Raw genomic sequence first — 7,041 nt, forward strand, 5'->3', positions numbered from 1 at the left:
ATGACGATCACACGGCGCCGCCGATCGTTACTGGGAAAGGCTCAGTGACGTCGATCTGTGGCTGAGGCGTTTCCATCCGGCGCCGGAGAATGCCCCGCGGCTTGTCTGTTTTCCCCACGCGGGCGGCGCGGCAAGCTTCTACGTTCCGCTATCCAGGGCATTGTCGCCGGTCGCCGAGGTGCGTTCGGTGCAGTATCCGGGCCGCCAGGACCGGCGGACGGAGAGGCCCGAGACGGCCATCGAACCCCTCGCGGACCGCATTGCCGACGTGCTGCGTCCCCTCACCGACCGCCCGCTGGCGTTCTTCGGTCACAGTATGGGGTCGACCGTCGCCTTCGAGGTGACCCGCCGGCTGGAGGCGGCGGGCGGCCCGGTGCCGTTCGTGCTGTTCGCATCCGGCCGTAGAGCCCCGTCAACCTCCCGCGCCGAATCCGTGCATCTCCTGGACGACGAGGGTTTCCTGCGGGAAATCCGTGCGCTTGGTGGAACCGACCCGCGCATCCTCGCCGATCCCGAAATGCTGAAGCTGATCCTGCCGCCCACCCGGGCGGACTACCGGGCGATCAAAACGTATTCTGCCCCGTCGGACGCGGTGATCGGAACGGCGATTACCGTGCTGGTCGGGGATTCCGACGCCAAGGCCACCGTGGCCGAGGCCGAACAATGGCGGGCGCACACGACCGGTGCGTTCACGCTGAAGGTCTTTCCCGGTGGCCATTTCTACCTGTCTGACCAGCAGACCGCCGTCATCGACACCGTCTCGGCCGGGCTGGTTCCCGCGGCCACCGCGGGGCCCTCGCTCTGACCCGTCGGCTTGCCCCGCCGGTCGGCTCGTCGGTCAACGTTGTCGACCTGGACGTGTCGACCTGGACGTGACCCCCACCACGGGCACCGGCGGCACCCCGGGCGGGATTCGCGTCAGCGTATTTCGTTCGGGGCCGTGGCACCGCGGCTACGCTTCGAGCGTGCGGTACGGGTCGGGACGCGAGGGTGTGGTGGCCGGTCTGCTCGCCGCGGTCGCGGCCGAGACGGGCGCGTCCGTGGGGACCCCGCCGGCGCGGGCGATGTCCCGTGCCTACCGGGAGTTGTCCGACCGGTATCGCGCGAACGCCGCCACACCGGGTGACGGCGAGCTGACGGCGGATCACGTCCGGGCCTACCTCGCCGCCCGACTGCCCGCGACGCTGGCGGTCACCCGCGCGGTTCTCGGTGAGGTGGCGCTGCGCCGCCCGGACTGGCGGCCCGGGTCCGTCCTCGACCTGGGCGCGGGTCCCGGGACGGCGACCTGGGCCGCGCTGGCGGTCTTCCCCGGCGTGACCCGGGCCGTCCTGGTCGAGCGGTCCGCGCTGATGATCGACGTCGGTCGCCGGCTGGCCCGCCGCGGTGGCGCGCCGGCGCTGGGCACCGCGACCTGGCAGCGCACGTCCGTGCTCACCCCGCCCGGCGACGGCGTGGACCGGGCCGACCTGACAGTGGCGGCCTATGTGCTGGGCGAGCTCGCCGACGGCGACCGGGCCGCAGCCGTGGCCGCGTGGTGGCGGGCCACCGCGGCGGAGTTGGTCATCATCGACGCGGGAACCCCGGCCGGCTTCGCGCGGATCCGCGCCGCGCGCTCGGCGCTCGTCGAGACCGGCGCGACCATCACCGCGCCCTGCCCTGCCGACGACGACTGCCCGATGACGGCGGGGGACTGGTGCCACTTCGGCCGGCGGGTCGAGCGCAGCGCACTGCACCGGGCGATGAAGGACGGTGCGCTCGGGTACGAGGACGAGAAGTACTCCTACCTCGTCGCGTCGCGTCGCGCCGGCCGCCCGCGCACGCCGCCGGCCGGGTGCTGCGCGTGCCGCGGGCCCGCTCGGGCCATGTCCGGCTGACGGTCTGCGAGGCGCCGCGGCAGGGTGACGTGGTCATGCCGCGGCAGCGTGACGTGGTCGTTTCCCGCAGCGAGAAGGAGGCCTACCGCTGGGCCCGACGGGCCTCCCGGGGTGACGCCGTCCCGCCCGGCATCGGGCCGCGCTGACCCGCTGTCAACGTCGGGACCCGCCGGTGACCGGAACCCGGTGACCGGAACCCTTTGACCTGGTACCCGGCAGTCGTGGCCAGTTACCGGCTGTCTATGCTTATGTCTGTTATGCCGTTGTCTGTTATGCCGTGTCGGTGTGCGTCGAAGCCGGTCCATCAGATGGACGGCGGGTCGACGGCGGCCCGCCGCCGGGCCCGCCGGTCGGGCCGCACGCCGGCGCTGATCGTCGCGGCCATCTGCGGGTGTTCGTTTGTCGTCAGCCTGGTCCTGCAGGCGACGCTGTACCGGCACGGCTCGGGTGACGCGGACGAGGCGGCCTACGTCCTGCAGGCGCGCATGCTGCTCGACGGCCGCCTCACCCTGGACGCGACCACCGTCGAGCCGTTCTTCCGGCCCTGGCTGACCGGGGAGCACGACGGGCGGGTGTTCACCAAGTACCTGCCCGGGTGGCCGGCGCTGCTCGCCGCGTCCCAGGCGTTGTTCGCCACCATGGCCGTCGCCCCGGCCCTGGTGGCGGCAGGCTGGGTGGCCGGGACGTACCGGCTGGCCCGCGAGCTCTTCGACGACGCGGTCACCGCGGTCACGGCGGCGGTGTTCGTCGCGCTGTCCCCGCTCGTCCTGGTACACACCTCGCTGCCCCTCGCCTACGCGTGCGGAGCCGCGACGCTGACCCTGGCGTGCGCGGCGCTGCTGCGTGGCGGCCGGGCCGGGGCGCGGCTGTCGCTCATCGGCGGCGGGGCAGGCCTGGGATTCGTCCTGCTCCTGCGGCCCTTCGACGCGGTGATCGTCGCCGTTCCCGTCGTGGTGTTCGTGCTGGCGCGGCTGTGGCGGTCCGCGGGTGGCCGGTCCGCGGGTGGCCGGTTCATGCGTGCCGTGGCGCACCGAACCGCCTGGGCACTCGCCGGCCTGGCGCCGTTCGTTGTCGTGCTCCTGGCATACTGCCGGCGGGTGACCGGTTCTGCGTTCCGGGCGCCGCTGTCGGCCTCCGATCCGCTGGACCGCTTCGGTTTCGGGCCGCGTCGCATCCTGCCCTCGGAGCCGACGTTTCTGTTCACCCGCCGACTCGCCCTCGAGGCCCTGCACGGCACCGTCGCGGCGGCCCCGAGCTGGGTGTTCGGGGGCGTCGCGGTCCTCGTACTCGCGATCTTCGGCGTGCTGCGGGCGCACCGCCGTCCCGAGCGCGTCCTGCTGGTCGTCATCGTCGCCGCCGTCGGTGGCGGCTACTTCTTCTGGTGGGGTTCGGCGTTCGCGATGCCGGGCCTGCTCAACGGTCTCGGTCCGCACTACCATCTGGCCGCGTTCGCCCCGATCATGATTCTCGCCGCCGACGGCGCCCGCCGGGTGTGGTCCATGAGCGAACGGTGGTTCTCCCCGTGGCCCGGCACCGGCGCTCCGCCGGCCCGGACCGTCCCGCGCGGACCCGTTCTGCGCAGACCCGTCATCGCGGTCCTCGCCGCCGCAGGCCTGATCCTCCTCACTGTGGACGCGATCCCGGACAAGGTCGCCGGCCAGCGATGGGTGAACGACCGCAACGCGTTCCTTGACGCGCTGCTGCCGGACCGCTACCCGGCCCCGGCGGTGGTCGTCGTGACGCCCGGCGTCCCGAGCCGTTACACCCAGGTGCCGTACCAGATGCTGCGGAACACCCCGGACCTCGCCGGGCCGGTGCTGTACGCCGCCGACATCGGTGCCGGCACGGCCACCCTGCCCGACCGGATGCCGGGCCGGGCGGTCTACCGGCTGCGCCCCGACGAGATCGTCGACCCGGCCGCGCCCGCGAGCTACTTCGGGTCCTTCACCGCGCTGCGCCAGGTCGCCGGCAACCGTGTCCGTGTCCAGGTGACGGCGCGCGATCCTGGTGGTGCTGGTGGTGCTGGTGGTGCTGGCGGCACCCTGTACATCCGGTTGGGTGCCACGACCAGAACCGTCCAGTTCGGGCCCGCGGACGCTCCCGGGATTACGCACATCTTCACAGTGACGACCGGCACTCCGCTCGGACCGGACGAGCTCGGCGTCGCCGGTGCGACGCTGCCCGACGAGCTCGTCGTCGGGTTCACCGTGCCGACGGGAGCCGGTGCGGCACGCTGGGAGGAGCGGATCCCGCTGGCCCGGCGTCCCTCCGGGGAGCTGGCCCTGCTCGTGCCCGGCCTGGGCTGGCGTCAGGTGCCGAACCGGCCCGGAGCGGGATGGCTGCCCGCCCCGGTCCGTCCGGCGCTGGCCGTCTCGGTCGGTGCGACGTGACCAGGGGAACGGATCGTGACCAGATGATCCGGTGGATGTGACCGGTGCGGCGCCGGGGTTCTTTCCGGGGTGTGGGGTAGACGCAGGTTCGATTTCACCCGCCACAGCAGCGCGGCGCCGGTGTCCGCGGCCGTGCACCAGTCCACCCAGTTGATGAAGTTAGGGAGTGTAGCGGTGAAGTCCCTGTAATGGGGGTGGAGCGAATGGGCAAGCTCATCCAGGCGATTTCTTCGAGTAACCAGGCGTATGCCTGGGAAGAGACGAGTGAACAAGTCGGGTCCGAAATATGGCAGATGTTCACGGTATTCCTGTCAGCGGTGAGCCGGAAGGCCCTCAAGAAGATGGGGGACGAGATCCGTCGATGGCGGATCAACCTGCGCACGACCGAGGACGTCGCGGCGCTCGCGGCGTGGCTGAACCCGGTCATTCGTGGCTGGATGAACTAGCACCGCGCGGGAGGCGTCTGCCCGCATCTGCGGCCAGGACAACCCGCTGTGCGTGGACGTCGCCGCCGACGCGGCCGTCACCGTGCCGCGCGCGCTGCTGGAGGACGCCGCCGAGGCCGTCAGCGTGATGTGGATGATGAGCTGTACCAAGCCCACGCTCGCCGCCTACCACGCCCGTTTCGTCGATCGGTGGGGCCACGGCCGGTTCGTCCCGCTCGTCGATGTCATCGATCCGGTCATCGGGTTGGGGGCTGAGGGCATCGAGACCAGCATCGAACCCGCGGACACGCCCGTGGAACGCCTCGCGGTCCTCGCCGCTCTGCTCGGTGACGCGACCGCCCACGGCCGGACTGAAATCATCCTGGACGATGCCACCGTTGCCGCGCTCGCGCTGCCCGGCACCGACCCGCCGCCGCCAGGTGGTGCCGCCCGTGGCACCTGTTCTCCTGGGGGTCGCTGCGTGACAGCGCGTTCCAGCCACGGGTGCGGTACCGGTCGACGATTCTCGCCCCTGCGCGGTGGCGCTTGCCGAGGCCGCTGACGGACTTCCGAAGGTTGTTCGCCGCGCGCGACACCGCGGCCTGGCCGGCGCAGCTGCGCTCTTGGCAGACCTCCACCGTCCCGCCGCCTCCGACCGTGATCGTCACCGATGACGACGAACGACAGCTCCCGCTCGACCTCGACGATCCACGGGACGTGGAGCTGCTGCGCCGCTATGTACGACGCGGGCTGCGGGCCGTCACCGAACAGCCCGGCGGTGACGGCACCATCCAGGACGTCGTCACCGGACGGTCCGGACGCCATCTACTCGAACTCGTCATCCCGCTCGCCGCCACGGCGCCCCCGCCGGCCCCGACTCGTCCGAGCATCACGCTGCCCCGGCCAGCGAGGGCCGGGCACTACTTGCCGGGAGGCCCGTGGCTGTCGCTCGCGATCGGCGCACCGGCGGCCCAGCACGACGAAATCCTCACCGACCTCGCCAGGCTCCTCCCGCGCACGCGCGGCATGTTCGACCGCTGGTTCTGGCTGCGTTACCGCACCCAGGCCCTCGACCCCCATCTGCGGGTCCGCTTCCACGGGGTCCCGGCCGTACTCGGCGGCAAACTCCTGCCCGAAGTCTCCCAATGGGGCGCGCGCCTGGTGACGGACGCTCTCGCTTACGGATTCAGCGTCGAGCCCTACGACCAGGAGATCGAACGCTACGGCGGCCCGTCGGCGATCGAGGCAGCCGAGGATGTCTTCGCCGCCGACAGCGACCTGGTCCTCGCCACGCTGACCGCGGCCCATGAGCCGGACCAGCGGCTGGTCGTGGCCTCGCTGACGGCGGCGACGGTGGCACGCACACTCGCCAACGGTGATCGCACCGCGCTTGGCCGGCCTCGCCTCGACCGGGCCGCCCACCGCCGCCTCGCCGATCTGCGCCGTCTCGTGAACGACGCGGCCCGTGACGGCACAGCCGCCCTCCCCCCATGGCACCGGGATCCTCGACGGCTGGTCTGGCTTCCGGACCGGGCCGTCGGTGCACAGCACCGCGTCCGTCACCTCGAACAGCGCGTCCGCGCGGTGGACCAGACAGCCATAGAACTCCTGCCGGAAGCGACACAGCCTCCCCAGAGCCTCGACGCGTCCTGGTTCGTCCTGCACACTGCCCATCACGACCTTCGGTTCGATCACGGCTTCTTTGGCGAGAGCACGATCTTCCGAAGGTCGTTCCACGTCACGAGGACACGCCGAACCACCCCACAACACCAGCAGATATCACGCAACGTGACAGTCGGAGGTTAAAGGGCGAGCTCACGCCGGGCGCCCAGAAGTGGGGGAGCCGGCTGATTGATCTGCTCCGCGAGGTCAACACCCTCGTCGCCCACACCGCCGGGAAGACCGAGCCCCTATCCAGGAGATGATCGACAGGCTGCTGGCCTGGTAAAATACCGACGTCTGCATCGGCGAACTGGCGAACATCTCCAGATCCTGGACTGACGAGAGAAACCATCCATGCCTGGGACTCGCCCTGGCCCGCCGCGAAGGCGCGCCTTGATACGGGATCGATCGGGCCCTCAGCAAGCACGATCCGCCCTGCTCAGAAGCACTTTCCCGCTTATCTCCACCAACAGACGATCAATCCGGCGAAATTCCGAGGCTAGCGCAACAGCAACCCCGGCAACCTCTCCGTGATCACCCACTGTCAATGCTGCGCCACGCAACGATCCTTCGGATCGGGGAACCCTGTTACCAAATCCTGCCATGTGACTGGATTCACACCAGGTGTGCTGGTCTGCTGAGGCTGCGTGCCGACTTGACTGCCATGATTCGAAGTTGTTTGATCTGAGG

Annotated in this window: 4 protein-coding genes and 3 pseudogenes; 6 read left to right on the top strand and 1 reads right to left on the bottom strand. The window is 70.8% G+C overall.

Translation table 11 applies throughout. The annotated features are described in order from the left end of the window. The first annotated feature begins 61 nt into the window (after positions 1-61). The 6 genes and pseudogenes from AC08OX_RS13035 to AC08OX_RS13060 form a co-directional block, all read left to right on the top strand. Positions 62-805, top strand: a complete 744-nt coding sequence (locus AC08OX_RS13035; protein ID WP_476608070.1) for a thioesterase II family protein — start codon at positions 62-64, stop codon at positions 803-805. A 160-nt stretch (positions 806-965) separates the two neighbouring features. Continuing rightward, the gene (locus tag AC08OX_RS13040; RefSeq protein WP_476608067.1) at positions 966-1,874 is read left to right on the top strand and encodes a small ribosomal subunit Rsm22 family protein; all 909 of its coding nucleotides are present in this window, start codon (positions 966-968) and stop codon (positions 1,872-1,874) included. 308 nt (positions 1,875-2,182) lie between these two features. Continuing rightward, positions 2,183-4,264 (top strand): DUF7846 domain-containing protein, encoded by a 2,082-nt coding sequence (locus tag AC08OX_RS13045; RefSeq protein WP_476608068.1) that lies wholly within the window; start codon positions 2,183-2,185, stop codon positions 4,262-4,264. 203 nt (positions 4,265-4,467) lie between these two features. Further along, positions 4,468-4,710, top strand: a complete 243-nt coding sequence (locus tag AC08OX_RS13050; RefSeq protein ID WP_476608069.1) for a group II intron maturase-specific domain-containing protein — start codon at positions 4,468-4,470, stop codon at positions 4,708-4,710. A 13-nt stretch (positions 4,711-4,723) separates the two neighbouring features. Continuing rightward, a pseudogene (locus AC08OX_RS13055) lies at positions 4,724-5,251 on the top strand (lantibiotic dehydratase); the annotation flags it as partial. Beyond that, a pseudogene (locus AC08OX_RS13060) lies at positions 5,167-6,240 on the top strand (thiopeptide-type bacteriocin biosynthesis protein); the annotation flags it as partial. The pseudogenes AC08OX_RS13055 and AC08OX_RS13060, both read left to right, overlap by 85 nt. On the opposite strand, the pseudogene AC08OX_RS13065 reads toward AC08OX_RS13060, so the two are convergent. Continuing rightward, positions 6,214-6,363, bottom strand: a pseudogene (locus AC08OX_RS13065) (NF041680 family putative transposase); the annotation flags it as partial. The pseudogenes AC08OX_RS13060 and AC08OX_RS13065 sit on opposite strands and share 27 nt — an antisense overlap. Positions 6,364-7,041 lie beyond the last annotated feature (678 nt).

The organism is Frankia sp. CoBUL1, assembly GCF_978021245.1.